At 64.2% G+C, this 24,758-nt stretch carries 25 protein-coding genes; 13 read left to right on the forward strand and 12 right to left on the reverse strand.

Going from position 1 to position 24,758, the window contains the following annotated elements; all coding sequences use genetic code 11:
* Positions 1 to 20: 20 nt before the first annotated feature.
* The 6 genes from ABIB56_RS15990 (at position 21) to ABIB56_RS16015 (ending at position 6,348) form a co-directional block, all read left to right on the forward strand.
* Positions 21 to 1,217: a CaiB/BaiF CoA transferase family protein gene (locus ABIB56_RS15990; RefSeq protein ID WP_354570216.1), complete on the forward strand. Its 1,197-nt coding sequence runs from the start codon at positions 21 to 23 to the stop codon at positions 1,215 to 1,217.
* Positions 1,214 to 2,344 (forward strand): extracellular solute-binding protein, encoded by a 1,131-nt coding sequence (locus ABIB56_RS15995; protein WP_354570217.1) that lies wholly within the window; start codon positions 1,214 to 1,216, stop codon positions 2,342 to 2,344. Before ABIB56_RS15990 ends, ABIB56_RS15995 begins: the two co-directional genes overlap by 4 nt.
* Before the next feature lie 3 nt (positions 2,345 to 2,347).
* Positions 2,348 to 2,803, forward strand: coding sequence for a MaoC family dehydratase (locus tag ABIB56_RS16000; protein WP_354570218.1), 456 nt, complete (start codon positions 2,348 to 2,350; stop codon positions 2,801 to 2,803).
* A 47-nt stretch (positions 2,804 to 2,850) separates the two neighbouring features.
* The gene (locus ABIB56_RS16005; RefSeq protein ID WP_354570219.1) at positions 2,851 to 3,864 is read left to right on the forward strand and encodes a LacI family DNA-binding transcriptional regulator; all 1,014 of its coding nucleotides are present in this window, start codon (positions 2,851 to 2,853) and stop codon (positions 3,862 to 3,864) included.
* A gap of 109 nt (positions 3,865 to 3,973) precedes the next feature.
* Positions 3,974 to 5,008, forward strand: coding sequence for an aldo/keto reductase (locus ABIB56_RS16010; RefSeq protein ID WP_354570220.1), 1,035 nt, complete (start codon positions 3,974 to 3,976; stop codon positions 5,006 to 5,008).
* Positions 5,005 to 6,348 (forward strand): L-fuconate dehydratase, encoded by a 1,344-nt coding sequence (locus ABIB56_RS16015; RefSeq protein WP_354570221.1) that lies wholly within the window; start codon positions 5,005 to 5,007, stop codon positions 6,346 to 6,348. The genes ABIB56_RS16010 and ABIB56_RS16015 overlap by 4 nt, the downstream gene beginning before the upstream one ends.
* Here ABIB56_RS16015 and ABIB56_RS16020 read toward each other — a convergent pair.
* Entirely contained in the window at positions 6,336 to 7,091 is a 756-nt protein-coding gene (locus tag ABIB56_RS16020) for a FadR/GntR family transcriptional regulator (protein ID WP_354570222.1), read from the reverse strand. The genes ABIB56_RS16015 and ABIB56_RS16020 overlap by 13 nt on opposite strands.
* A gap of 164 nt (positions 7,092 to 7,255) precedes the next feature.
* Between ABIB56_RS16020 and ABIB56_RS16025 the strand changes: the two genes are divergently transcribed.
* From ABIB56_RS16025 to ABIB56_RS16050, 6 genes are all read left to right on the forward strand, one after another.
* Positions 7,256 to 8,137, forward strand: a complete 882-nt coding sequence (locus ABIB56_RS16025; protein WP_354570223.1) for an amidohydrolase family protein — start codon at positions 7,256 to 7,258, stop codon at positions 8,135 to 8,137.
* A 264-nt stretch (positions 8,138 to 8,401) separates the two neighbouring features.
* The gene (locus tag ABIB56_RS16030) at positions 8,402 to 9,748 is read left to right on the forward strand and encodes an ABC transporter substrate-binding protein (RefSeq protein ID WP_354570224.1); all 1,347 of its coding nucleotides are present in this window, start codon (positions 8,402 to 8,404) and stop codon (positions 9,746 to 9,748) included.
* Between the two features lie 105 nt (positions 9,749 to 9,853).
* Positions 9,854 to 10,831 carry a carbohydrate ABC transporter permease gene (locus ABIB56_RS16035; protein ID WP_354570225.1) on the forward strand — a complete coding sequence of 326 codons (978 nt, stop codon included), beginning with the start codon at positions 9,854 to 9,856 and terminating at the stop codon, positions 10,829 to 10,831.
* Positions 10,831 to 11,781: a carbohydrate ABC transporter permease gene (locus ABIB56_RS16040; RefSeq protein WP_354570226.1), complete on the forward strand. Its 951-nt coding sequence runs from the start codon at positions 10,831 to 10,833 to the stop codon at positions 11,779 to 11,781. The genes ABIB56_RS16035 and ABIB56_RS16040 overlap by 1 nt, the downstream gene beginning before the upstream one ends.
* Before the next feature lie 2 nt (positions 11,782 to 11,783).
* Complete coding sequence (locus ABIB56_RS16045; protein ID WP_354570227.1) at positions 11,784 to 12,875, forward strand: Gfo/Idh/MocA family protein; 1,092 nt, start codon at positions 11,784 to 11,786, stop codon at positions 12,873 to 12,875.
* Complete coding sequence (locus ABIB56_RS16050; RefSeq protein WP_354570228.1) at positions 12,872 to 13,195, forward strand: L-rhamnose mutarotase; 324 nt, start codon at positions 12,872 to 12,874, stop codon at positions 13,193 to 13,195. Before ABIB56_RS16045 ends, ABIB56_RS16050 begins: the two co-directional genes overlap by 4 nt.
* Here ABIB56_RS16050 and ABIB56_RS16055 read toward each other — a convergent pair.
* The 10 genes from ABIB56_RS16055 to ABIB56_RS16100 all read right to left on the reverse strand — a co-directional run bounded on the left by ABIB56_RS16055 (position 13,192) and on the right by ABIB56_RS16100 (position 23,165).
* A complete protein-coding gene (locus ABIB56_RS16055) occupies positions 13,192 to 13,509 on the reverse strand; it encodes a hypothetical protein (RefSeq protein WP_354570229.1) in 318 nt (105 codons plus the stop codon). The genes ABIB56_RS16050 and ABIB56_RS16055 overlap by 4 nt on opposite strands.
* Before the next feature lie 34 nt (positions 13,510 to 13,543).
* Positions 13,544 to 14,308 carry an SDR family NAD(P)-dependent oxidoreductase gene (locus ABIB56_RS16060; RefSeq protein WP_354570230.1) on the reverse strand — a complete coding sequence of 255 codons (765 nt, stop codon included), beginning with the start codon at positions 14,306 to 14,308 and terminating at the stop codon, positions 13,544 to 13,546.
* Positions 14,309 to 14,341: 33 nt separating this feature from the next.
* The gene (locus ABIB56_RS16065; protein WP_354570231.1) at positions 14,342 to 15,181 is read right to left on the reverse strand and encodes a fumarylacetoacetate hydrolase family protein; all 840 of its coding nucleotides are present in this window, start codon (positions 15,179 to 15,181) and stop codon (positions 14,342 to 14,344) included.
* Between the two features lie 111 nt (positions 15,182 to 15,292).
* Complete coding sequence (locus ABIB56_RS16070; protein WP_354570232.1) at positions 15,293 to 15,982, reverse strand: FadR/GntR family transcriptional regulator; 690 nt, start codon at positions 15,980 to 15,982, stop codon at positions 15,293 to 15,295.
* Between the two features lie 47 nt (positions 15,983 to 16,029).
* Positions 16,030 to 16,611 (reverse strand): HdeD family acid-resistance protein, encoded by a 582-nt coding sequence (locus tag ABIB56_RS16075; RefSeq protein WP_354570233.1) that lies wholly within the window; start codon positions 16,609 to 16,611, stop codon positions 16,030 to 16,032.
* Positions 16,612 to 16,695: 84 nt separating this feature from the next.
* Positions 16,696 to 18,093, reverse strand: coding sequence for a rhamnulokinase (locus tag ABIB56_RS16080; protein WP_354570234.1), 1,398 nt, complete (start codon positions 18,091 to 18,093; stop codon positions 16,696 to 16,698).
* Between the two features lie 88 nt (positions 18,094 to 18,181).
* The gene (locus ABIB56_RS16085; protein WP_354570235.1) at positions 18,182 to 20,218 is read right to left on the reverse strand and encodes a bifunctional aldolase/short-chain dehydrogenase; all 2,037 of its coding nucleotides are present in this window, start codon (positions 20,216 to 20,218) and stop codon (positions 18,182 to 18,184) included.
* A 47-nt stretch (positions 20,219 to 20,265) separates the two neighbouring features.
* Positions 20,266 to 21,432, reverse strand: a complete 1,167-nt coding sequence (rhaI, locus tag ABIB56_RS16090) for an L-rhamnose isomerase (protein ID WP_354570236.1) — start codon at positions 21,430 to 21,432, stop codon at positions 20,266 to 20,268.
* Positions 21,433 to 21,780, reverse strand: a complete 348-nt coding sequence (locus ABIB56_RS16095) for an L-rhamnose mutarotase (RefSeq protein ID WP_354570237.1) — start codon at positions 21,778 to 21,780, stop codon at positions 21,433 to 21,435.
* Between the two features lie 503 nt (positions 21,781 to 22,283).
* On the reverse strand, positions 22,284 to 23,165 hold the full coding sequence (locus tag ABIB56_RS16100) for an SMP-30/gluconolactonase/LRE family protein (RefSeq protein WP_354570238.1): 882 nt from the start codon (positions 23,163 to 23,165) through the stop codon (positions 22,284 to 22,286).
* A 189-nt stretch (positions 23,166 to 23,354) separates the two neighbouring features.
* On the opposite strand from ABIB56_RS16100, the gene ABIB56_RS16105 reads away from it, so the two are divergent.
* The gene (locus ABIB56_RS16105) at positions 23,355 to 24,344 is read left to right on the forward strand and encodes a LacI family DNA-binding transcriptional regulator (protein WP_354570242.1); all 990 of its coding nucleotides are present in this window, start codon (positions 23,355 to 23,357) and stop codon (positions 24,342 to 24,344) included.
* A 228-nt stretch (positions 24,345 to 24,572) separates the two neighbouring features.
* Here the strand turns inward: ABIB56_RS16105 and ABIB56_RS16110 are convergent.
* A partial coding sequence (locus ABIB56_RS16110) for a hypothetical protein (protein WP_354570239.1) occupies positions 24,573 to 24,758 on the reverse strand: 186 nt, incomplete at its 5' end.

A 24,758-nucleotide genomic window follows, 5' to 3' on the forward strand; every position in this document is an offset into this window, starting at 1 on the left:
GGAAAGCTAAGGACAGGCGAATGTCTGACAACGTCATAAGGCCGCTCGACGGCATCCTCGTGCTTGACTTCAGCCAGTTCCTCGCCGGCCCGGTCGCCGCGATGCGCCTTGCCGATCTCGGTGCCCGAGTGATCAAGATCGAGCGACCACAGGGCGGCGACATTGGTCGAACTCTCGCCTTCGCCGGTCGTACCGCAGACGGCGACACGGTCTCCTTCCACGCGATGAATCGCAACAAGGAGGGCATCACCGCCGATCTCAAGGATCCCGACGATCTCGCCTACGTCAAGAGGCTCGTCGCGAAGGCCGATGTGATTATCCAGAATTTCCGACCCGGCGTCATGGAGCGCATCGGCCTCGACTACGAGTCGGTGCGGAAGATCAACCCGACCATCGTCTATGCCAGCGCGAGCGGATACGGCGACAGCGGCCCGTGGAAAGATCGGCCCGGCCAGGACCTGCTCGCACAGTCGGTCTCCGGCATTCCCTGGCTGAGTGGCTCGCATGACGACGGACCGGTTCCGGTCGGACTGTCGATCGCCGACCACCTGATGAGCTGCCACATCGCACAGGGCGTCACCGCGCTGCTCGTGCGACGATTCCGCACTGGAGTGGGTGGGCACGCACAGACGAGCCTGCTCGAAGCGCTTCTCGACCTGCAATTCGAGTTGCTCAGCACCCATCTCAATGATTCGCGTGTCACTGTGAAGCGGGGTGGTGAGCACTCGGCGCACGCGTTCCTCTCCGCGCCCTACGGCACCTATCCGACGAGCGACGGCTACGTTGCTCTCGCGATGAACCCGATTCCCGTGATCGGACGGTTGCTGGGGATCGCCGAGCTCGAGAACATGATCGACCCGGAGACCTGGTGGTCTGAGCAGGAGCGAATCGAAGCCGTGCTCGCTTCCCACTTCGCTCGTGAGACGACCGATCACTGGCTCGAGATCCTCGACGCGGCTGATGTCTGGTGCGCACCGGTGCTGACTCTCGAGCAGCTGGTGGCCCATGACGGATTCGCCGCGATCGATATGACGCAGGAGGTCACCCGACAGGTGACGAACTCTGGTGGGCCGGCCGTCACGCTCACGACCACTCGAAGCCCGATCCGAATCGATGGGGAGGTCTTGCGCAACGCCACTTCCGCCCCGCTTCTCGGCCAGCACAATGACTCGGTGCGCTCTGAGTTCGGTGTCGGCAGCCCGGTCGACGCGGCATGACGACGACACTTCGCGGCATCACCTGGGAGCACGCCCGTGGCTATGGCAGTGTCGTCGCTGCGGCGGAGGCGTACCGACGGGTGCGACCGGACGTGGAGGTGCACTGGGAGTTCCGATCGTTGCAGGCCTTCGCCGACCAGCCGATCGAGGCCCTCGTGGCCCAGTACGACCTGCTGGTGATCGATCATCCGCACATTCCCCTCGCGGCGGAGCATGGCCTGTTCGCCGAGCTCGACGGGCGCGGATTCGACGACGAGCTCACGATGCTCGCTGCCCAGACGGTCGGCCGCTGTCACGAGAGTTACTCCTACGCCGGTCACCAGTGGGGACTGGCGACGGATGCGGCGGCCCAGGTGGCCGCGTATCGTCCAGACCTGCTCGCTACGCCTCCAGGCACGTGGCCCGACGTACTCGAACTGGCGCGGGAGGGCCGGGTGCTCTGGCCGGCGAAACCGATCGATGCTTTCTCCAGCCTCGTGACCATCGCGGCAAACAATGGAACCCCGCCGATGAGCGAGCCGGGAGTGTTCCTCCAAGCGGACGAGGCGGCGCCGGTGCTCGCGCTTCTGCGCGAACTCGCGTCGCTCGTGCCCTCGGACAACCTCGGACTCAACCCGATCCAGGTGGCGGACCAGCTCGCCGAGGGTGATCGGTTCGCCTACGCCCCGCTGCTGTTCGGGTACACCAACTATTCGCGCGACGGCTTCCGGGCGAACCGGCTCGCCTACGTCGATATCCCGAGCGGTGCCAGAGGCGTGAGGGGCTCACTTCTCGGCGGAGCGGGAATTGCGGTCTCCGCGGCATCCTCGCATCTGGATGAGGCGATAGCCCATGCGTTCTGGCTGGATTCCGCCGCGGTGCAGGCCGGCGTCTATTACGACGGCGGCGGCCAGCCGGGCAATGCGGTGGCGTGGGAGAGTGACCGCACGAATTCGGACTCTCTCGACTTCTTCCGAGGCACGCGAGCGACCCTCGAGGGTGCCTACCTTCGCCCCCGGCATCCGCGCTACATCGACCTGCAGGACGCCGTGTCCCCGCTCGTCACCGCCGCGCTGCGCGGGGAACTCACCGACTCCGAGCTGGTGTCGGAACTCAACGACGGCGTCGTCACCTACCTGGGAGCCTGACTCATGCAGACCATCGACCGGTTCTACGAGGACTACGAGATCGGCGAGAGCCGCTCCAGCGTCGGACGCACCATCACCGAGGCCGACATTGTGCTTCACGCCGGACAGACCGGGGACTTCTTCCCACACCACATGGATGCCGAGTGGACGGCCACCCAGCCGATCGGGCAGCGGATCGCCCACGGCACGCTCATCCTTTCCGTCGCCGTCGGCATGACCGCGGGGGACATCAATCCGCAGGCACTGAGCTATGGTTACGATCGCATCCGGTTTATCAAACCGGTGTTTATCGGAGACACCATTCGGGTGACGGCGGAGATCACCGAGCGCGCTCCGCACCCGCGTCGGCCGGATGAGTGTGGGCACGTTCACGAGCTCGTGACGGTGACCAACCAGCGGTCCGAGACCGTCCTCGTTTTGACGCACCTCTATCTCGTCAACGTCCGACCCGCGGTCTGAGCGGAGATCAGCGCCGCACTTCTCAGCCACGCGCCTACACTTGCCCCATGGCGACCCTGAGTGACGTTGCATTGCTCGCCGGAGTTTCGATCTCGGCAGTGTCGCGGGTGCTCAGCGATGCCCCGAGCGCGCGGGTCGGCGCCGACACGCGCGCGCGCATCCGCGCGGCGGCCGTCGAGCTTGACTATCGACCGAATTTCGCCGCCCGGGCGCTGAAGTTCTCCCGCACAAATGTCATCGCACTCGTCGTTCCCGACCTCACCAACGCGATATTCACCGACATGATGCGCGGCGTCGAAGAGGAGGCCATCGAGCGGGGATACATGGTGTTGCTCGCGCGCGCGGAGGGTATGCGGGCGGGCGGCGACTCGATCAAGCGCCTGATCGGCGAGGGACGCGTGGATGGTGTGCTCGTTCAGGTCGGCGACAATGTCAGCGCCGAGGATCTGGCCGCATTATTGGCGGGCAAGGTACCGGCCGTCATCATCAACTCCGCTCAGAAAGGGCACATCGGCTCGGTGGCGTTGCCAGACTCGGCCGCTGCGGAGATCGCGGTTCAGCACCTCGCCGGTCTCGGTCACCGCAGAATTGCCTTCCTCAACGGGTCGCCGCGAAACTACACGGCCGTCCATCGATTGGCGGGCTTTGAGGCATCGATGAAGAGAGCAGGTCTGAGGGTCGACCCAGCGCTCCTCACCACGCTGGGGTATCAGCCGAGACAGGGCCGCGAGGGGCTTCGCCATGTGCTCGAGGCGCCGAGCCCTCCGTCTGCGATTGTGGTGGCGAATGTCAACGCCGCGATCGGGGCACTGTCCGAGGCGAGAGCCTTGGGCATCCGGGTGCCGGAAGACCTCTCGATCGTCGCGATCCACGATTCGTGGACCGCCGAGAACACCTGGCCGCCGCTCACTACCGTGCGTATGCCGCTGTATGAACTCGGTAGGCAAGCGATGGCCGCCATCTCGGACCGGCTATCGGCCGGAACGGTGAAGGACGTGATCGTTAGTGAACCGCCGGTGTTGATTGTTCGTGAGTCGACGGGCGCCCCTCGCGCACGATAGACCCTATGAATGTATAGAAACAGCTCGAACCCAGCCAGATTCTTCTGCTTGATTCAAAATACATCTGATGTTTGTCCTATGATCGTGAGCAACGATTTGAAGGAATTGCATGCAGACTGCTACGACACGACGCAGTGTCAGTATTACCCGGCTCGGGCTCGGAGTCGCGCAATTCGGCAACCTGTTCCGGGAGACGACGGATGCCGACGCGACCGCCGCAGTCGACGCGGCCTGGGCCGGAGGCGTGAGGTACTTCGACACCGCCCCTCACTACGGGCTGGGACTCGCCGAGCTGCGGCTCGGCCGCTCGCTGGCCGGCTACCCTCGCGAGCAGTTCACCATCTCATCCAAGGTCGGTCGACTTCTTGTCCCGAGCCCGGAGACCGCACACCGACTCGACGATGAGGGATTCGTCGTGCCGGCGGCCACCCGTCGCGCAGTCGATTTCAGCCGTGACGGCATCCGCCGCTCTCTCGAAGCCACCCTGGCGCGGACCGGTCTGGATGGCATCGATATCCTCTATCTGCACGACCCGGAAGATCATCTGGAAGCTGCGCTCGATACCGGAGCTGCGGCGCTCGCGGAACTGCGCGACGAGGGCGTGATCACTGCCTTCGGGGTCGGTACGAACTTCGCTTCGGTCGCGACACGGTTCGTACGCGAGACGGATATCGATCTCGCGATGATCGCCGGCCGGTTCACCCTGCTCGACCAGAGCGCGGTCGGCGAAATGCTGCCATCCGCACTCGAGCGAGGGATCGGTGTCGTGGCAGCGGGTGTCTACAACTCGGGGCTACTGAGCTCGGCACGCCCCGCGCCGGACTCGAAATACGACTACGCCGATGCTCCCGCGGGCCACATCGCCCGGGCGATCGCGATCGCCGAGATCTGCGAGACGCACGGGGTGACGCTTCCGCAGGCGGCCATCGCGTATCCGCTCAGTCACCCGGCTGTGGTGTCGGTGGTGCTCGGAGCGCGCAACGCAGCCCAGGCCGCGGGCAACCTCGAGCGCTTCGACGTCGCAGTTCCGCCCGAGACCTGGGCCCGACTCTGGGCAGAACTCGACGACGCGGGGTTTCTCGACTACGTGGCCCCGCAACTTCACCTCGACTCGGAATCGACCATCACAGAAGGCACTCCATGACGATCATCACCGCGGTCACCACCCATGACGTGCGATTTCCCACCTCCCTGAGCGCGGACGGCTCGGACGCGATGAATAAAGACGGCGACTATTCTGCCGCCTACGTGGTCATCCACACCGATGACCCCACTCTGTCGGGCTTCGGATTCACCTTCACGATCGGCCGCGGTAATGACCTCTGCACAGAAGCCGCCCGGCAGCGCGGCATCCCTCTCGTTGGACTCGACGTGGATGTGGCCGTCGCAGATCTCGGCGCGGTGTATCGGCGCTTGAACAGCGACTCCCAACTGCGCTGGCTCGGCCCGGAGAAGGGAGTGGAACACCTCGCCCTCGCTGCGGTCATGAACGCGATGTGGGACCTCGCGGCCCGCCGAGCAAACAAGCCCCTGTGGAAACTGCTCACCGACATGACTCCGACCGAGCTGGTGGATGCCACAGATCTCAAGTACCTGTCCGATGTGCTGACCCGAGATGAGGCGATCGCGCTGCTCGAGGAGCTTGCCCCCACCCGCGCCACGAGAGTGGCCGAGCTGAGCGAGAGCGGATATCCCTGCTACACCACAAGCGCAGGCTGGCTCGGCTACAGCGACGAGAAGCTGCGGCGGCTGCTGCAGGAAGCCGTCGATCAGGGATACCGTCACGTAAAGCTGAAAGTGGGTGCGAACGTCGACGACGACTACCGGCGTCTCGGGATCGCCAGGGAGGTGATCGGCTGGGACGCCAACCTGATGATCGACGCCAATCAGGTCTGGGATGTGCCGGAGGCCATCGAGTGGGTGGCGCGTCTTGCTGAGTTCGAGCCGCTATGGATCGAAGAGCCCACCAGCCCGGATGATGTACTCGGGCACGCTGCCATTCGCAAGGCCGTGGCTCCGATCGGGGTCGCGACCGGAGAGCACGGCATGAACCGGGTGCTCTTCAAACAGATGTTCCAGGCGGAGGCCATCGACTTTTGCCAGCTCGACTCCGCGCGGCTCGGCAGTGTGAACGAGATTCTCGCCGTGTACCTCATGGCGAAGAAATTCGGCGTGCCGGTGTGCCCCCATGCGGGCGGGGTCGGCCTCTGTGAACTGGTGCAGCACCTGTCGATCTTCGACTACGTCGCCGTGTCCGGATCCCTCGATGGCCGCGTGACCGAGTACGTCGACCATCTCCACGAGCACTTCACTGCGCCGTGCATCGTCGAGAATGGCGCGTATTTACTGCCGACCGCGGCAGGGTATAGCGCGGAGATGTACCAGTCGACGGTCGACGAATACAGTTTTCCGTCCGGTAGCTACTGGGCGTCGGTGGCACCAGAGGTCCAGGCTCAGCCGGTCATCGAGCACTATCTCGCGTGAGGCTCGATATCCTGAGTGGGGTGGGAGTCCATGAATTCCTCGACTCCGAGAAGGTGGTTAGCCATGCGGATGCGTGCCCGGTCCGGGTCGCGCCCGACCAGTTCTGTGAGGATCGCCCGGTGCTCGAGCTGAGTCTCCTGCACCGCCCCCCGGTCGCTGATGGCACGCCAGAGTCGGGCTCGGATAGTGCGGCTGGCGAGTGCTTCGATGAGTGCGTCGAGCGCGGGATTCGCCGAGGCGCGCGAAATGATCCGATGAAATTCGATATCAGCGTTCATCACGGCCTCATGGTCAGACACGTCGCCGTCGATGAGTGGCTCGACCGAATCGAGCACCGCGGCAGCCTCAGCGAGATCGGCCTCCGACATCCGCAGCGCCGCGCGCCCCGCAGCCTCGGTCTCGAGCACCCGACGAACCGCCTGAAGATGCGCCGCATTCGCTGGGGTCTGCAGGTCGACCATGAACCCCATCGGGGCGAGGAGCAACTCCGGATCGAGCGAGGTCACATAGGTTCCGTCACCCTGGCGAGTCTCGAGCACGCCCATGATCGCCAAGGCGCGTACGCCCTCGCGGAGCGAACCGCGCGAGACGGCGAGTTCCGCAGCCAAGTCCTTTTCGATCGGCAGCCGAGAACCGGCTCCCAGCCGCCCATCGGTGATCATCGCTTTGATGCGTTCGATCACCACATCGGTCTGGGACGGGCTCGAACCGTCGGGCCGTCGTGCTGGGGGAAGCGTGGGCATGCGGTCATCCTACGACCAGCACCACGCGAAGAAGCCGTCGCGGACTGGCCGGATGGCTGTAGCAGCGGCTGCCGGCCTCGTGCAGTATGGGCCGCACGACCGAAACCCCATCGGGGAGCGACCGCCAACCACACCCAGAAACCCTCGAAGATACGGAGCCAGAAGTGACCATCATCGATGCCCACCAGCACGTGTGGAACCCGGGCCGCGCCCGGTATGACTGGCTCGGGCCGGATATGACGCCGATCGATAGGACGATGACATTCGACGACGTGCGGTCGGCGCTCCGGAGGTCCGGAGTCGACGCGACCGTGCTCGTGCAATCGGCGGACAATGACGACGACACCGATCTCATACTTGAGACAGCGGCGCTCACTCCAGAGATCGCCGCCGTTGTCGTCTACCTTCCGCTCGACGACCCCCAGCGCGCACACGATCGGCTCTCGCAACTCCGGGTCGACCCGCACGTTGTCGGTGTCCGCAGTCTGATTCATAACCGCTCAGATCCAGACTGGATCATTCGGCCAGAGGTTGATGCCGGGCTTAGTCTGCTGGAGGAAGCGGACGTCAGCTTCGACTATGTTGCGGTGCTGCCCCGTCATCTCGAGCACGTGCGGACCATCTCGGAGCGGCACCCGAAATTGCGGATTGTGATTGACCATCTCGCCAAACCGCCCGTGGGCGCGCCTGGCCGACAACCGTGGTGGGACCTCATCGCCACGGCAGCCGAGAACCCCCGGGTATTCGCGAAAGTCTCGGGGCTGTATTCGAGTGTGGGAGCGATGGCGGACTGGACAACGGATGACGTGCGTCCCCTGTTCGAGCGGGCGGTCGAGGTCTTCGGTGCCGACCGACTCATGTACGGCGGTGACTGGCCGATCTCGGTGCTCGCCGGTGGTTACGACCGCGTGTGGGAGGGTCTCCAGCTTTTGTTCGCGGAGCTCGATGTCGCAGCTCGGTCCGCAATTCTGGGCGAAACCGCGCAGCAGTTTTACCGGATCGATCCGCGTCTTCTCGATGCCGCGCTGGCAAAATCCGCTGAATAGTCTTATGTCTTGAACACCGGCAACCCTAAATAGGCCGCTTTGGTCTCGATTTTGTTATCTTTCTCGCTCATTCATCAGACGTATGAGATAGTTTTTGCGCGGGAGATATCCTGACTAGCAAACTGCTCAAACGTTTGCTTAGATAGACATCGCGGGTATAACGTTTGATCACGGTCGCGGATGACCCCACCCGTGCCGAGCACCAGTCCATTCACCTGCACACGGGCGTGAACAGCCAGCGTCGCAACTTCGACAGGAGTGTCAATGAAGACATCGAGAAACCGAACGAAGATCTTCGGTAAAACTGCGGGAGTGGCGCTGCTCGCTGCGGTTGCCCTCGCGCTGAGCGCCTGCTCCGGCGGATCCGGCGGAACAGGCGCGGGAACACAGACCGACTCCGGCGGCAAAATCACCGTGTGGGTCGATCCACCCCGGGTTCCCGCCGCTGACGCGTTTAAAAAGGCTCATCCCGAGATCCCGATCAATATCGTGCAGATCGACGGAACCGTGGGAGGCAAGACCGTACAGCAGCAGTTCGCCCAGTTCGACTCGGCGAAGAAGGGCTGGCCAGACGCGATCTTCTTCCCCTCGAACGACGACATCGCCTGGGCGACCTCGGCCAAGAGCAACTACGCGGCCGATATGTCCAAAGAAACCCCGGATCTCGTCAAGGGCTACGACCCAGCCGTGCTCTCGATGTGCAAGATCGGCGGTGTCTACCGGTGCCTGCGCAACGACGCGGCTCCCGACCTTTTCTGGTACAACGCCACGTTCTTCAGGGACAACGGCTACACAGTGCCAACGACGTGGGAAGAATACGCGACCCTCGGCGCGCAGATCGCGAAGGACCACCCCGGCTTCGTGAGCGGGTTCACCGGTGACGCCTATGCACCGGACCGCTATCTCTGGGCAGCCGGATGCCCGACCAACGACACGGTGTCGGCCACTAAGGTGCATATCGACCTGAGCGACCCGAAATGTCAGCGCGCGAAGAGCATCCTCACCACCCTCAGCGACGCCAAGGCACTCTCGAGCGTCGGCATTTTCGACGCGGATGCCGCCACCGTCGGGCCGAAGATGGTCATGAGCCCCGGCGCAGTCTGGTGGGGCGATTACCTCTTCAATCAGACCTGGAAGATTCCGGCCGGAACCATGCAGGCGACGGCTCCCCTCACCTGGAAGGGTGATTCGAAGCCGTCCACCGGCAACGAGGGAGGCGGCCTCTGGGGCATGTCGTCGCACATCACGGGCAAGCAGCTCGCGAACGCGAAGATCTTCATGAAGTTCGTCGTCAGCGATCCGGCGTGGCAGGTCGAGCTGTCCACCGGTCTTCCGGCGTTCAAGGCCGTGCAAGCCGACTGGATCGCCAAACAGTCCGCGTCGAACTACTACGCAGACACCGCGAAGACGTTCGCTACGTTCCAATCGGCGATCAGCGATGTTCCCGGCGACCACTTCTATCAGCTGTACAACACGGGAAGCGTCTGGACGGAGACCGTTGCTCCTGCACTTGTCTCCGGCAAGAGCTTCGACGACGCCTGGACGGCCTTCGGTACCGACTTGAATAACCAGGCCAAGTCGCAGGGCTACACCGTGGTGAAGTCCAAGTAGCTCGAATCGTTCCATCGGCGGACGGGGTGCGGGAGCGGAATCCCGCACCCCGTCTCGCCGGTTCAGCCCAGCGCACGACTGATCACTTGCAAGGACGCAGGACACATGACGACAGGACTGGCCACCCGGCCCGGTGGGGCGCCCCGCACCGCTCAGCGCCGGCGCACCGTCAGTGCGCGGCGTGGCGCACTGCATCGCAAAGAGGCCAGAGGAGCCTGGACGCTACTCGCGCCGTACCTCGTGCTGCTGATGATCGCGGGAATCATCCCGATCATCTACGCCATCGTCGTGAGCCTGCAGAAGACGCCGACCAACCTCGAGCCGAACCTCACCGGGTTCAGCGGCGGTCAGGCATTCGTCACGGCATTCACGGATTACCGCTTCCTCGGCACCTTCGCGAACGTCTTCTCCGTGCTCATCATCTGGCTTCCGTTGATGCTCGTCGGAATCGTCGGTCTCGCGCTGCTCGTGCACGCGAGCCCCGGCCGCTTCGGCAACACCATGCGCTTCATCTATTACATCCCCGGTTCGCTCGCCGGCGTGGCAAACCTCATGCTGTGGGTATACCTGCTCAATCCATCGCAATCCCCGATCGGAGGACTGTGGCATGCTCTCGGCTTCGAGACGATCAAGGCCGTGGTGGCGACACCCGGCACTCTTCCACCCATCCTCACCGCGATGCTGTTCTTTCAGGGTGTCGGCACCTGGATCCTGATCGTCAACGGGGGCCTGAATGGCATCCCGGACGAGATCTTCGAGGCCGCGTCTATCGACGGTGCCAACGCCTGGTACCTCGCCTGGCACGTGAAGCTCCCGCTCATCCGCCCCTGGATCGGATACGCCGCACTCATGAACCTCGCCTACGGATTTCAGCTCTTCCTCGAGCCTTATCTTCTCGACCAGGTGGCCGGTGGTGCCCTTCCCGACCAATACACGCCGACTCAGCTCGGCTTCTGGTTCGCCTTCTCCAACAGCAATTTCCCGGCTGCCGCTGCCATGTCGCTTGTCGTCCTGGTAATCACGCTCGGTATCGGACTGTTCATCGTGTTCCGAAGTGGTCTCTTCGGCGAGGAGGAGAAATGATGTCGCGCGCGAGAGTGACGGAAAGCGAGCTGTCGGGGGCCGTCGGGTCGAGGCAGTGGTCGGCCGGGCGCATCGCCCGGATCGCCACCATGCTCTTGGTCGCCGCGGCATTCATCTTCCCGATCGTCGGCTTCGTCGCCGTCGCATTCCGCAGTAACGAGGGAGTGGCCAACGGCACCGATGGATTCCTCGGGCTCGGCGGACTGTCGATCGACAATGTCATGGCCAGCTGGGGCCAGATCATGGGATTCGGTGGGGCCGACAACCGCGGGATCTTCCTGCAGTGGATCGGCAACTCGCTCTTCGTCTCGATCGGCGGTGCGCTTCTCGCGGTCATCGCCGCGATTCCCGCGGGCTACGCGCTCGCGCGGCTGAGATTCAGATTCCGCCGCACCGTGCTCGTGATCACACTGCTTACGATGGTAATGCCGAACACCGTTCTCGTCATCCCGCTCTTCCTCGAGGTCAACGCAGTGGGGGCGGTCGGCCAGCTCTGGCCGGTGCTCGTGATCATGGGCTTCTTCCCGTTCGGGGTCTACCTCTCGTACATCCACTTCATGACCACGATGCCCGCGGAGCTCGTGGAGGCCGCCCGAATCGACGGTCTCGGTGAGGTGTCGATCTTCTTTCGGGTCGCGACACCGATCTCCCGTCAGGCGATCGCGCTCGTCGCGTTCTTCGCCTTCGTGGCGAACTGGACCAACTTCTTCCTCCCGCTCGCACTGCTCACCTCGAACTTCAATGCGAAAACCGTGTCGATCGGCATCCAGGATCTCATCGGGTCCAGCCCGCTGTTCAACCCGACGGTGGCGGCCGGTCTCGATGTGAAGCTCTATATGCCACAGTTGGCGCTGGCGACCTTCGTGACGATGATCCCTTTGCTGGTGGTCTTCATCGGAGCCCAGCGGTTCCTGATGCGCGGGCAGACCGTCGGTGCGGTGAAGGGATAGGCATGGTTGTTCGCGAGTTCGAACCGGCGGAAGCGTACACGCTCGCATTGCCGATCCATCCGCGACCGATAGTCATTCTCGGCGCGGGGGGAATCGTGCGGGATGCACATCTGCCCGCGTATCGCAAGGCCGGCTATCCGGTGTTCGGCATCTACAACCGCACGCGAGCTCGAGCACAAGAACTCGCCGACGAATACGGCATCGAACACGTCTGGGACTCGGTGACGGATGCGGTGGCTGACGCACCGCACGATGCTGTCTTCGACATCGCCCTGATGCCGGAGCAATATCTGCACACCCTCGAAGCGCTGCCCGACGGCGCGGCCGTGCTGATCCAGAAGCCCCTCGGCAACACCCTCGACGACGGGCGGGCCATTCTGGAGGTATGCCATCGCAAGTCGCTGACCGCGGCGGTGAACACGCAACTGCGGTTCGCGCCCTACGTCGCCGAGGCGCGCCGGTTCATCGCGTCCGGCGCGATCGGCGAACTCTACGATCTCGAGATCCGCGTCTCCGTGCTCACACCGTGGGAGATGTTTCCGCACGTGCTCACCATGGACCGGCTCGAGATCAACATGCACTCGGTGCACTACCTCGACCTCATCCGCAGCTTTCTCGGGGACCCCGATGGCGTGAGTGCGGTCACCGTGCGACACCCGCTCAAGGCCCACGCCAACAGCAGGTCGGATATCGTCTTGCGCTATCGCGACCGCCCGATCCGCGTGGTGGTGAGCACGAATCACGACCACGAATTCGGTGAGAAATACGAGGAGAGCTACATCAAGTGGGAGGGAACCCGCGGAGCCGTCCGCGCTCAGATGGGACTGCTGCTCGACTATCCGACGGGGGGCAGAGACCTGCTCGAATACCAACTGCTGCAGGAGAAGGACCAGGGTTGGCGACCGATCCCGTTCGAAGGATCCTGGTTTCCCGATGCGTTCATCGGATCGATGGGCGCACTCCAACGCTTTCTCGAGGGATCCGTCCCCACGCTTCCCACCAGTGTCGACGACGTGATCCGCACGATGGCGGTGGTCGAAGCCGCGTACGAATCCCAGGAACACGAGGGCATCGTGCCCGAGTACGGGTCATGAGACGCGTAGCCGCGGTCATCGGCATCGAAGCGGCGGATGTCGCGGAGTACGAACGCCTCCACGCGGCCGTCTGGCCGGCTGTGCTTGCACGGCTGACAGCGAGCAACATGCATAACTACTCGATCTTCCGACATGGAGACCTGCTGTTCTCGTATCTTGAGTACACCGGCGATGACTTCGAGTCTGACAACGCGGCGATCGCTGCGGATCCGGCAACACAGCGGTGGTGGGCGCTCTGTAAGCCGCTGCAGCGTCAGCTTAACGATGGCGCAGACGACGACTGGTGGAAAGAACTGCCGGAACTATTTCATCTGGACTAGTTATTGGTCGCACGCATCCGCCCGCGTCCGAACGGAAGCCAGGGGGCCGAATAGACTGCCGCGGACGGGCCACTTCTGTCCACGGAGATCTGCGCCTCCCCGAACCGCCGCAGGCGATTGAACAGGAAAACACTGACGACAGTGGTGCTCTCCGTCGATACCATCCACGTGCCGGTGCCCCACTGGGAGGGATTGCCGCGCCCATCGAAGACAACCGTCGGCTTGGGGAACCAGCCGAGCCTTGGCTTCTTCAGCCTGAGTTCTAACCGGCGGCTCTCGCCGGGGATAGGCGCTAGCGAGCGGAGGGCATCCATTCTGTCAGCCTAGAGTCGATGGCCGGCATCGTGTCTACTCGGGACGCAGCCGAAGATTCTGCATACCCCCGTCGACGGCGAGGGAGGTGCCGGTAGTCGAACCGGAGCGGGGGCTGGCGAAGTAGGCGACAGCGCTGGCCACCTCATCAGCACTGACCAGGCGACCATGGGGTTGGCGCGCTTCGAGAGCCGCCCGTTCCGCCGCGGGATCGGCGGCGGATTCGAGCAACCGTCCCACCCAAGGGGTGTCGGCGGTCCCGGGATTGACACAGTTGACGCGGATGCCCTCGCGCAGATGATCTGCGGCCATCGCGCGAGTGAGCGATAGCACCGCTCCCTTCGACGCGCTGTACAGCGCGCGCTGGGGCAATCCGGCAGTGGCGGCGACGGATGCGGTGTTCACGATTGCCGCTGACGGCGATTCACGCAGATACGGAAGGGCTGCTCGGCTCACGCGGGCCATGCCAATCACGTTGATGTTGAAAACCCTGATCCACTCGTCGTCGTCGTTATCCGACACCGTACCCTGAGCGCCGATGCCGGCATTGTTGATCACGATGTCGATGCGGCCGAACTTCTCGGCCACCGCGGCGATCGCCGCGCGAACCGATGCGTCGTCGGCCACGTTCGCCGAAACGGCGAAGTGTGCGGCATCTGCTGCCTCCGGCTGTAGATCGAGCACGGCGACCTGCGCACCCCCGTCGTGAAGCCGTCGGGCGATGGCCGCCCCGATCCCGGAGGCGCCGCCGGTGACGACGGCGACGAGACCGCCGAATTCTGTGCTAAGGGATTCGCTCATGATGACTCCTGTGTCGGTGCTGCGGGGGAGGGCTTAGACGAAGAGTTGCCGTTGCCGGCCGAGACCGTCGATCTCGATCTCGCAGACATCGCCAGCCTTCAGGTAGGGGAATCGGCCGGAAAGCGCGACTCCCTCGGGGGTTCCGGTGAGTACGAGGTCTCCCGGTTCGAGGGTGAGGAATTGGCTGAGGTGCCAAATGAGGTAGTCGACTCCGAAAATGAGGTCTGCTGTCGAGGAGTTCTGGCGTGGTTCGCCGTTAACCCAGCTGCGCAGGCGGAGGTTCTGGTAATCGACCTCGTCGGGAGTGACCAGCCACGGACCGGTCGGGTTGAAGCCGGGGGCCGACTTGCCCTTCGACCACTGCCCGCCCGAGAGCTCGAGTTGGAACTCCCGCTCCGAGAGGTCGTTCGCCACGACGAATCCCGCGATGTGACCGATGCTGTCGGCGGGCGAGTCGAGATAGGAGGCCCGCTTCGAGATCACGACGCCGAGTTCGACCTCCCAGTCGGTCTTCACACTGTTGCGCGGAATCGAGACATCATCGTCGGGCCCGACGACCGTGTTCGGCGTCTTGAGAAAAAGAATCGGAATGGTGGGCGGAAGGGATCCGCTCTCGGCGGCATGGGCCGCGTAGTTCATGCCGATACAGATGACGGCGCTTGGTCGCACAATGGGCGACCCAATCCGCATCCCGGCAGTATCGACTGTCGGGAGGTGTCTTGCGGCCAGAGCTTTACGCACGCGGTCGACGCCATCCGACTCTAGGAAGGCACCGTCGACGTCGCCGGTGATGGCTCCGATGTCATAGGCGACCTGATCTACGAGCACGATCGGCCGCTCTTGGCCGACCGCTCCGATGCGGGCGAATTTCATGGGCAACCTTTTCGAGAGCGCGACAGAGACGGGACGAACATCCGAACTCTATCGCTGTTACGGCACGAAAATCTAGTTCTTTGACTCGGATTGACGTGAGACATCAGATGTCTAGGGCAAAGCCGAGGGGGAGCTCCACTGACGTAGCCATTGTTCGACGCCATAGATGTGAGCAGCGGTGAGCACCTCAGCGAGGCGCGCATCGCCGGCCTCTAACGCGTCGACGATACCGGTGTGTTCCGCGAGAGTGCGTGCCGCAGAACTCTGCTGCGTGATTCCGCGCCAGATGCGCGCGCGGGTGGTATGTCCGGAGAGCGATGCGATGAGGGTCGAGAGATAGGAGTTACCGGCAGCGTCGACGATCGTGGCGTGGAACCGGGTGTCGTGATCGACGAGCGTCTCAACGTCGGATTGCTCGGTCACCGCCGCGAGTTGGCCGCGCAAGTCAGCGATGCCGTTTTCGTCGAGGTGGCCAGCGGCGATTGCTGCCGCAGCCGGCTCGAGGATTCGGCGCACCGCGAACATCTCGAGGATGGAGTCGTTGTCGTGCAGGTCTACTACGAAAGTCATCGCCTCGAGCAGCAGCCGCGGCTCGAGGCTCGTCACGAAGGTGCCGTCGCCGCGTTTGACGCTCAGCACTCGTAGCACCTCAAGCGCCTTCACCGCCTCACGAAGCGAACTGCGCGAGAGCCCGAGGCGCTCGCTCAGTTCTTTTTCCGGAGGGAGGCGATCTCCGGGTGCGAGTTCGCCACTCAGGATCATGTCCTTGATCCGCAGGATTGCTTCGTCCGTAACGGCCACTCGGGAATCCTCTCGTTGCAGCGGTCCTGTGAGGTCGGGGCCGCAGCTCAGGGAGTGCGGACCGGCGCTGCTTCCGCCGTCGATGCGCGGCGCGAGCGGGTAAGCAGCAGCAGCGTCGCGGCTCCGATGATCACAAGCAGGATGCCCGAAACGAGCACGAAGGATGCGAGACCGGCGACCGGGATGATGACCACGAGCAGTCCGCCGACGATCCAGACGATTCCCGACGCGATCGATAGCCAGCGCGGACCACCCTTCTCACCAATGGTTCCGCCCACGATCGAGGCGACGCCGTTCAGCATCCAACCGAGGCCGATCACGACTCCGAGCACCGACAGGGAACGGAACGGATTGCTGAGGCACAGGATTCCCGCGATGACCACGAGGCCGCCGAGCACGCCATAAAGCCAGCGCACCCGCCCAGGGAACCGTTCGGCGGTGAAGGCGACGATGAGCTGGAAGAAACCACTGACGATGAGGCTGATCCCGAACACGATTGCGACGGTGAGGAGAACCGCTCCCGGAAACACCGTCGCGATCAGGCCGAGCAAGATTGCCGTCACGGCGACCCCGACGATCCAGCTGCGTTCGATGGTGAGTCGCGAGACGGGCAATTCGGTGGACGTCATACCCCCACTGTAGAGAATCCCCCGCCGGACGGCTCGAAAAGCTGAGCGGTTGACAAACGATCCTTTTTGGCGTTGTCGGCCGGGTCAGTGCCGCGGTAGATACCTCACCGGCGGGAAGGTGAGGGCCACAAGTGACCGCATCGACTCGATATTGCCGTTGAGAATTCCGACTGCGCGCGCCTGAACGAGCACATTGCCGATGGCAGTCGCCTCGGTCGGCCCGGCGAAGACCGGAAGGCCGGAGGCATCCGCCGTGAGCTGGCAGAGCAGCACGTTCTGGGATCCGCCTCCGACAATGTGGATCGCATCGACCGCCTTACCGGACAGCTCGCTCGCAACTCGCACAGTACGGGCAAAGGTTGCGGCGAGACTCTCGAGGATGCTGCGAACGAACTCCGCACGGCTGTGGGGCACCGGTAGATCGTGAGCCGCGCAGTGAGCCGCGATGCGGGCTGGCATATCGCCCGGTGCGAGGAAGGAGGGGTCGTCGGCATCAAAAACGGCGACCTCACGGACCACCGCAGCCGCCTGCTTAAGGAGTTCGGCCAGGTCATCCGTTCCCCAATCGCGCAGAGACTCACTGATCAACCACAGCCCCATCACGTTGTGGAGAAACCTGACCCGTCCGTCGACTCCGCCCTCGTTGGTGAAGTTCGCCGCTCGTGCCTGCTCCGTGAGAACCGGTTGTTCGAGCTCCACGCCGACGAGTCCCCAGGTGCCGCAACTGATGTAGGCGAAGTCGTCGCCGGTGGCGGGCACGGCCAGTACCGCGGATGCGGTGTCGTGCGAGCCGACGGCCGTAACGACGGTCGACGGCCCGAGCCCCACCTCGTCGGCGATGGCGGGCAGCAGCGTGCCGAGCGACGAGCCTGCATTCACCAACTTGGGAAAGAGCCGGAGTGGCAGACCGAGCCGCTCGATGAGCACCGTGTTCCATTCCCCGTTGCGCACGTCAAGCAGTCCGGTTGTCGAGGCGTTGGTTCGCTCCGCCACTCGACGGCCGGTGAGCCAGAAGTCGATGAGGTCTGGCACGAGCAGCATGGTCTCTGCTTCCGGAACTCCGGCGTCGACGGCGAGCTGGAACAGCGTGTTGAAATGAAGCTCTTGAAGGCCGTTAAGCGCATAGAGATCGGTCGGTGAGACGATCGCGTGCACGGATTCAACGCCGGCAAGGCTGCGATCGTCACGATAATGGAACGGCGCGGCAAGCAGCCCGGAGCTTGCAATAAGGCCGTAGTCGACAGCCCACGTGTCGACCCCGATGCTGCGCAACCCCGGCTCCAGTCGCGCCGCGGCGCGGAGTCCAGCGCGCACATCCCGCCAGAGCGCGTCGATGTCCCAGTGCAGGCCATCCGACCTAGTGACCGGTCCATTGGAGAAGCGGGCGACCGGCACTAGCCTCAGTTCGCCTCGACCGACGTACCCGAGCATCACCCGACCACTGGTCGCGCCGAGGTCCACTGCGGCGACGGCCTCGGTCACGAGAACACACCTCCGCGCCCGCGAGTGACACTCGCGGGCGAAAATTCGGGCGCGAGTGTCACTCGCGGGCGCGGAGTGCACAGGAGTGTCATCGGAGGAAGGCGGCTGCGACCCCGGCATCGACGGGGATGTGCAGTCCGGTGGTGTGGCTGAGGTCGCTGGTGCAGAGCACGAACACGGCGTTCGCCACGTTCTCCGGCAGCACCTCGCGCTTGAGCAGTGTGCGCTGGGCGTAGTACTTGCCGAGCTCCTCTTCCGGCACGCCATAGACGGCGGCGCGCTTGGCGCCCCAGCCGCCGGCGAAGATGCCGGACCCGCGCACCACCCCGTCGGGGTTGATGCCGTTGACCTTCACGCCGTATTCGCCGAGCTCGGCCGCGAGCAGTCGCACCTGGTGGGCCTGGTCGGCCTTCGTCGCGGAATAGGCGATGTTGTTGGGGCCGGCGAAGACCGAATTCTTGGAGGAGATGTAGATCACATCGCCGCCCAGTTTCTGGTCGATGAGCACCTTCGCGGCCGCTCGCGAGACGAGGAAGGAGCCCTTCGCCATCACGTTGTGCTGAACGTCCCAGTCGGCGACGGTGGTTTCGAGTAGTGATTTCGATAGCGAGAGTCCGGCGTTGTTGACCACGAGGTCGAGCCCACCGAAGGCGAGCACTGAGGCGTCGACGGCGGCCTGCACCTGGTCTTCGTCGGTGACATCCGCCTGCACGCCAATCGCGACATCTGTGCTGCCGATCTCGGCTGCGGCCGCCTGCGCCTTCTCGAGGTCGAGGTCGGCGATCACCACGCAGGCGCCTTCCGCGGCCAGCCTGGTGGCGATGGCCTTGCCGATACCGGATGCGGCGCCGGTCACCAGCGCAACGCGCGTGGCGAGCGGCTTGGGTTTCGGCATCCGCTGCAGCTTGGCCTCTTCGAGCGCCCAGTATTCGATGCGGAACTTCTCCGACTCGTCGATGGGTGCGTAGCTGGAGATGGCTTCGGCGCCGCGCATCACGTTGATCGCGTTGATGTAGAACTCGCTGGCGACCCGCGCGGTCTGCTTGTTGGCGCCGTAGCTGAACATGCCGATGCCGGGGATCAGCACGATGAGCGGGTCGGCCCCGCGGATAGGAGTTGAGTCCGCAGTCGCGTGACGGTCGTAGTACGCCAGGTAGTCGACCCGGTACTGCTCGTGCAGTTCGTGCAGGCGAGCGAGCTGGTCGTCGAGGGACGCCGTGGGCGGTAGGTCGAGCAGCAGCGGCTTCACTTTGGTGCGCAGGAAATGGTCAGGGCAGCTGGTGCCGAGCGCGGCGAGGCGGGGGTGTTCTGAGCTGCTCAGAAAGTCGAGAACGACCTCGGCATCCGTGAAGTGTCCGACCTGGGCGCGGTCGGTCGACGCGAGTCCGCGCAGGGTTGGGGCGAGCGCTGCGGCCCGCGCAAGCCTGTCTTCGCGGGGAAGTGGACTGTAACCATCCAAGATGGTTCCGAACGGATCTGCCCTGCCCTCGGCCTCGATGAACTTCTCGGCGGTCTCAATGATCCACAGCGAGTTCGCCTCTGCCTCGTCTGAGCTGGCGCCCCAGGCGGTGATGCCATGACCGCCAAGGATGCAGCCGATCGCCGCCGGATTGTCACGCTTGACGCCCGCGATGTCCTCGCCGAGCTGCCACCCTGGACGACGCCACGGCACCCAGACGACCTTCTCACCGAAGGCCTTTTCGGTGAGGGCTTCGCCATCGGCGGAGGTGGCGAATGCGATGCCGGAGTCCGGATGCAGGTGGTCGACGTGGGCGGCATCCACCAGTCCGTGCATTGCCGTGTCAATCGACGGGGCAGCGCCACCCTTGCCGTGCAGCGTGTAGTCGAAGGCAGCCACCATCTCGTCTTCGCGATCGACACCGGGATAGACGCCCGAGAGCGCCCGCAGCCGGTCGAGGCGCAGGACCGCCAGGCCCGACTCCTTCAGCGTGCCGAGGTCGCCACCCGAGCCCTTCACCCAGAGCAGCTCGACAGGCTCGCCGGTGACCGGGTCGGTCTCGGTGCCCTTGGCGGACGTGTTGCCGCCGGCGTAGTTGGTGACGCGGGGGTCGGAGCCGAGACGGTTGCTGCGGGCGATGAGTTCTGATGCTGTGCTGTTGGTCATGGTGTCCTTCAGTGTGCTGATAAGGGAGGGTGTGAAGGGCGAAGGCCCTAGGCTCCCCAGTTCGCCTGCTGGCCACCGACGCGCTCGGCCGCGATGGCCGCCTGGTAGCCGGATGCCGCGTACGCAGCCATCGGGTCGCCGCCGAGGCCGCGCGACTCGCGCCACGCGACGAGGTCTCCGCGCACGTCGGTGTAGAAGGCATCCATCAGGATGCCATTGGCGCCGAGCACGTCGCCGGCGTTCTGTGCGGCGGTCAGTGCGTCGGTGTCAACGAGCAGGGCGCGGGCCGTCATCTCCTGCACATTGAGTACGGAGCGAATCTGGCCGGGGATCTTGTCTTCGACGTTGTGGCACTGGTCGAGCATGAATGCCACACCGCTGTCCGGTCCGTAGCCGCCGCCGCGGATCACCTCGTAGAGAATGCGGAACAGTTGGAAAGGGTCGGCTGCGCCCACGATGAGGTCGTCATCGGCGTAAAAGCGTGAGTTGAAGTCGAAGGAACCGAGCTTTCCAAGGCGCAGCAGCTGGGCCACGATGAACTCGATGTTGGTGCCGGGCGCGTGGTGTCCGGTGTCGAGGCAGACCAGGGCGCGGTCACCGAGGGCCGAGACCTGGGCGTAGGAGGTGCCCCAGTCCGGCACATCCGTGTGATAAAAAGCGGGCTCGAAGAACTTGTACTCGAGCACCAGGCGCTGGTTCTCGCCGATGCGCGCGTAGATCGAGGCGAGCGAGTCGGCGAGGCGATCCTGGCGGCCTCGGATGTCCTGCTGGCCTGGATAGTTGGTGCCGTCGGCGAGCCAGATTTTCAGGTCGCGCGAGCCTGTCGCATCCATGATGTCGATGCATTCGAGGTGGTGGTCGATCGCCTTCTGACGGATCTTCGGGTCGGTGTGGGTGAGCGAGCCGAACTTGTAGTCGTCGTCCTGGAAGGTGTTGCTGTTGACTGTGCCGAGTTTCACGTCGTGGTCTTCGGCGAAGGCACCGAGCGCCGCGTAGTCGTCGACCCTGTCCCACGGAATGTGCAGCGCGACAGTGGGGGAGAGCCCGGTGAACTTGTTGACCTGGGCTGCATCGGCGATCTTCTCCTGCGGAGTGCGCGGGGTGCCGGGCGTGCCGAACACCTTGAAGCGGGTGCCGGAGTTGCCGAAGGCCCAAGAGGGCAGTTCGATGGCCTGCTGCGCGAGCAGCGGCGTGATCTGTTCGAACGTGGTCACTTAGATCTCCTTCGTGGTGCGGATGAGCTGTTCTTCGAGATTGAAGATTTCGTCGAGCTGGGTAGCGTTCTGATCAGGCCGGGCTTCGAGGGCGATGAAGAACTCTGTCATCTCGGCCTCCCAGCGGTTGGTTCTGGGATCGGCGGCGAGGGCCGCCTGCGATGCTTCGACCGATTCCGTCTCGTAGTAACCGATCAGAAGCCCGTCGTCGCGGAGGAAAAGCGAATAGTTGTGACGCCCTGAGTCGGCGATGGCATCGAGCATCTCTGGCCAGACATCTGCGTGACGTTCGCGGTACTCCGCGAGCCGGTCGGGCCTGACATGCAATTGGAAACAGACGCGCTGCATCGCTTTTCTCCATTGAATCCTGCTGATTGAATCTGAATCCTGCTGATTCGAACTGTGTTGATCGAATCCGAATCATCGTGATTGAATCGTTTTAATTGGCAGCCTCACTTTAGATTAGGGTCATCGGCCGCGTCAAGTTTCCGCAGGCACCCCGGCCGAGCTGCTTTCGTGCCAAATGAAGGCACTCTCGTCGAGTCCTCCCGAATTTCCGGGGCACGGGTCGCGGTGGAGGGCGGCATCCCCTTCATTTGGCACAGAAAGGGTGCCGTTCGGCGAGATGCCGGCCACCACTCGGTGCAACCAGTCGGAGACGGCATCCGTCTGCCGGCATCCGTCTGCTGACTGCCGGCATCCGTCCGCCGTCTGCTGACCGCCGTCTGCCGACTGTCGCTTGGCGCAAACCGTGGCCTGGATGCCGCCAGACCACGGTTTGCGCCAAGTGAAGGCCGGCCGTCGATGGCAGCAGGGGCCGCAACCGGCTGGACCGGCGATCATCAGCAGGATCAGCGCGCGGGCCGCGCTGCCTGCGTAGTGGTGGTGCGGATGACGTACAGGCTGCTCGAGGCCGTCACGTACAGGTCGCGGCCGCCCTTGCCGCCGAAACACACGTTGGCAACCCTCTCCGGCACGGCGATCGTGAGCAGTCGCTCGCCGGCGGGCGAGTACACCTCGACGGCTTCGCCAGCCGAAGTCCACACCCGGCCGTCGACGTCGACGCGGAATCCGTCCGCCACTCCGGATGCCATTCGGGCGAAACTGCTCCCGTTGACACAGGCGCCGTCGACGATGTCGTAGGCGCGAATGTGCGGGAAACCGCCGGCGAGCCGCAGGTCGGAGGTGTCAGAGACGTAGAGCACCGACTCATCAGGAGAAAAGGCGAGCCCGTTGGGATGCACCATGTCGGTGATGACAGGGCGGAGTTCACCGGAGGTTTCGTCGAGACGGAAGACGAAGCATCCGTCGTACTCCTGCTCGCCCGGGTGACCCTCTCTGCCACTCTCCTGAATGCCGTAGGGCGGATCGGTGAACCAGATGGTGCCGTCGGATGCGACCACGATGTCGTTGGGCGAGTTCAGGGGGTGGCCATTCCAGCTGTCAACGATGGTCTGCGGTTGGCCGTCGACCTCGCGTTCGACGGACCGGCGGCCGTGCGAGCACTGCAGAACGCGTCCCTCGAGGTCGAGGGTGCGGCCGTTGGTGTATTCGACATCCTCTCGATACACCCGGGTCTGACTCGTGCGACTCTCCCACTGCATGATGCGGTTGTTCGGGATGTCGCTCCAGCGCACGCTCGCCGATTCCGGCAGCCACACAGGACCCTCACCCCACTCGGTTCCGGTGAAGAGGCGGCGCAGTTCTGAGCCCGGTTCGAGGAGGGTCGTCATGTTTCCAGCATCGCAGACCGGGCGGTGGATGACGCGACCACTCGGTGGGGGAGTGAATAGGGACTTTGGCCGCCCGGTTGTACCGTGGGCACACTGCAAGTGAACGATCGAGAGAGGCAGCGCGTGGCGAAAGTCGGCATTTCCGAGGCGGAGACTCCACAGTCGGCTGGGGTCCGTCGTGCCTCCAGCATCCGGGATGTCGCCGTGCTCGCCGAGGTCTCGGTCGGCACCGTCTCGAACGTGCTCAATCGTCCGGAGAAGGTCTCGCCCGCGGCGGCGGAACGCGTGCTCAGCGCCATCGAGACCCTCGGTTTCGTGCGCAATGACGCGGCCAGGCAGTTGAGGGTCGGCAGAAGTAACACCGTCGGACTCATCGTGCTCGACGTGCGCAACCCGTTCTTCACCGACGTCGCGAGAGGCGCGGAAGATCAGGCCGCCTTAGACGGCCTCTCGGTGATTCTCGGCAACAGCGACGAGAACGATGAGCGGGAATCCGGCTATCTCGACCTGTTCGAGGAACAGCGGGTTCACGGGGTGCTCATTTCGCCGTTCGGAGACGTATCGGAGCGCCTGCGCAAGCTGCGGGCGCGCGGCATTCCCGCCGTGCTCGTCGACCGCAGCGGCGACGGCAGCACCTTCAGCTCGGTATCGGTCGACGACATCGCCGGGGGTGCGCTCGCAGTATCCCACCTCATCGAGAGCGGGAGGCGATCCATCGCCTTCGTCGGTGGTCCGTTCGAAATCCGGCAGGTTGCAGATCGCTACGAGGGCGCCAGACGAGAGGTCGCCGAGCATGCGGATGTCACACTCGAGGTCATCGCGATCGATGCCCTGAGCGTGATCGAGGGCCGCACAGCCGGCAACGCGATTCTCGCCAGGGACCCCGCCGATCGTCCGGATGCCGTCTTCGCCGCCAACGATCTCATCGCGATGGGCGTGCTCCAGGCACTCAACATGCAGGGCGCGCTACACGTACCCCGCGACATCGCCCTCATCGGTTACGACGACATCGACTTCGCCAGCGCGGCCGTCGTTCCGCTCTCGTCGATCCGCCAGCCGAGCGCGCTCATCGGGCAGACGGCCGTCGAAATCCTCCTCGAGGAGGCGGCCAATCCATCCTTGGCGCCGCGGCAGGTGGTCTTCCAGCCGGAGCTCGTCGTGCGGGAGAGCACCGGGTAGCACCGGTCAGCAGGGAACCGGAAGTCATCGAGCTCGCCGTTCGCCCGTCTCTGCACTCCCAGAGCCAGGGTGCCAAATGAAGGCACTCGTGCGCTGTTGGTCCCGGTTTTCCGGGAGCCGCAACCTGTCGAGGGCCTGCAGTGCCTTCATTTGGCACTCGGCCTGATCGCCAGGGTTCACGCAATTGCGAAGGCCGGGCCAGCTGTGCGACCCGGCCTTCGTCGGCCGCTAGACGGTTGCCGGAACCTTCTCTTCGACAGTTACCGCGGTCTCAGAGGGCCGTGGTTTTGGCAGCGCGAAACCCGCAACTGCCGCCAGCAGGTAGGTGGTGACGGTGACGAGCAGTGCGGTGATGACGCCGTCCTGGGGTGATGCGCCGTCTGTGATCCGTCCGAAGAAGATCGACCCGGGCAG

Source organism: Glaciihabitans sp. UYNi722 (assembly GCF_040549465.1).
In the GTDB taxonomy this organism is placed as follows: Bacteria; Actinomycetota; Actinomycetes; order Actinomycetales; family Microbacteriaceae; genus Lacisediminihabitans.